Annotated in this window: 1 protein-coding gene; it reads right to left on the reverse strand. The window is 40.0% G+C overall.

The features are described from left to right. Nucleotides 1-2 precede the first annotated feature (2 nt). Nucleotides 3-1,406, reverse strand: a complete 1,404-nt coding sequence (gene leuC, locus ACOVQ4_RS11850; protein ID WP_421820853.1) for a 3-isopropylmalate dehydratase large subunit — start codon at nt 1,404-1,406, stop codon at nt 3-5. Nucleotides 1,407-1,690 lie beyond the last annotated feature (284 nt).

Genomic DNA, 1,690 nt, shown 5'->3' on the forward strand with positions numbered 1-1,690 from the left:
AATTACAATAGCTCTCTAGGGTCAGTAACAACACCTGTAACTGCTGCGGCAGCGGCTACTAATGGCGATGCCAATAGTGTGCGTGAGCCTGGGCCTTGACGACCTTCGAAGTTACGGTTTGAAGTACTTACTGCATATTTGCCAGCTGGAATTTTATCGTCGTTCATGGCCAAACATGCTGAACATCCTGGTTGACGCAACATAAATCCTGCTTCTGTTAGGATATCTAAGATACCTTCTTCTTTAATTTGAGCTTCAACAATATGAGAGCCTGGCACCAACCATGCTGTGATGTTATCAGCTTTCTTACGTCCTTTTACAATAGAAGCAAATGCACGGAAGTCTTCGATACGACCGTTTGTACAGCTTCCTAAGAATACGTAGTCAACTTGTTTACCGATAATTTCCTCATTTTCAGCAAATCCCATGTAGTTCAAAGACTTCTTGTAAGAAGCTTCGCCGTCTTTTACCGCTGATGCAGTAGGAATTTTTTGTGTGATACCTGTACCCAAGCCTGGGTTTGTACCGTACGTAATTTGAGGTTCAATTTGTGAAGCTTCGTAAGTCAATTCATAATCGAATGTAGCACCTTCGTCAGTCTTCAAAGTTTTCCAGTAAGCCAAAGCATTTTCCCAAGCTTCGCCTTTTGGCGCTAGCTCACGACCTTCCAAATAATTGAAAGTAGTTTGGTCTGGAGCAATCATACCACCACGAGCACCCATTTCGATAGAAAGGTTACACACAGTCATACGACCTTCCATCGACATATTTTCGAATACCTCACCAGCATATTCTACAAAGTATCCTGTAGCACCTGATGCTGTAATTTGTGAGATAATGAATAAAGCAACGTCTTTCGGTGTAACACCTTTACCTAAGGTACCATTTATCGTGATACGCATTTTCTTAGGCTTAGGCTGCATGATACATTGTGAAGAAAGTACCATCTCAACTTCAGAAGTACCAATACCAAAGGCAATAGCACCAAATGCACCGTGCGTAGAGGTGTGAGAGTCACCACAAACGATAGTCATACCCGGAAGAGTAATACCATTTTCTGGCCCTACTACGTGTACAATACCATTTTTAGGGTTACCTAATCCCCAGTGAGAGATACCATACTTTGCTGTGTTTGTTTCCAAAGCTTTCAACTGATTAGCGGAAAGTGGATCCTCTACAGGTAAGTGTTGGTTGATAGTTGGCGTGTTATGGTCAGCAGTAGCGAAAGTTCTTTCTGGATAAAGCACACCAATGCCTCTCGTCTCAAGACCCAAAAATGCCACTGGGCTAGTTACTTCGTGAATGAAGTGGCGGTCAATCAAAAATACGTCTGGACCATCTTCAATTTTGCGAACAACGTGTGCATCCCACACTTTGTCGAACAAGGTACTTGCTGAATTACTCATAAACTTTATTGTAAAAAATAATATGTAACAAATAGAGAATAATCGGTGGGTCTTAGGTAGAAAAACGCATAATTTAGTCTATTTTCAAAATATAAATCAGGATATTTTTCTTCAAAAACTAAGAACCAATGGCAATTCAAAGAAAAAACCAAATAAGATTTGGGGATTTCTCTGAATCACACAACAAATTACCACAAAATAATCCAATAACTCATAACGCCATGAGTTCAAACTATAGCGATTTTAGGCCAAATGTATCTATTTGACTAAAATTATTTATTTTA

Origin of the sequence: Flectobacillus sp., from assembly GCF_049240685.1 — a bacterium.
Taxonomy (GTDB): domain Bacteria; phylum Bacteroidota; class Bacteroidia; order Cytophagales; family Spirosomataceae; genus Flectobacillus.

Coding starts and splice junctions, on each gene's coding strand:
- leuC (WP_421820853.1), bottom strand. CDS start 1,406: ATGAGTAATTCAGCAAGTACCTTGTTCGACAAAGTGTGGGATGCACAC.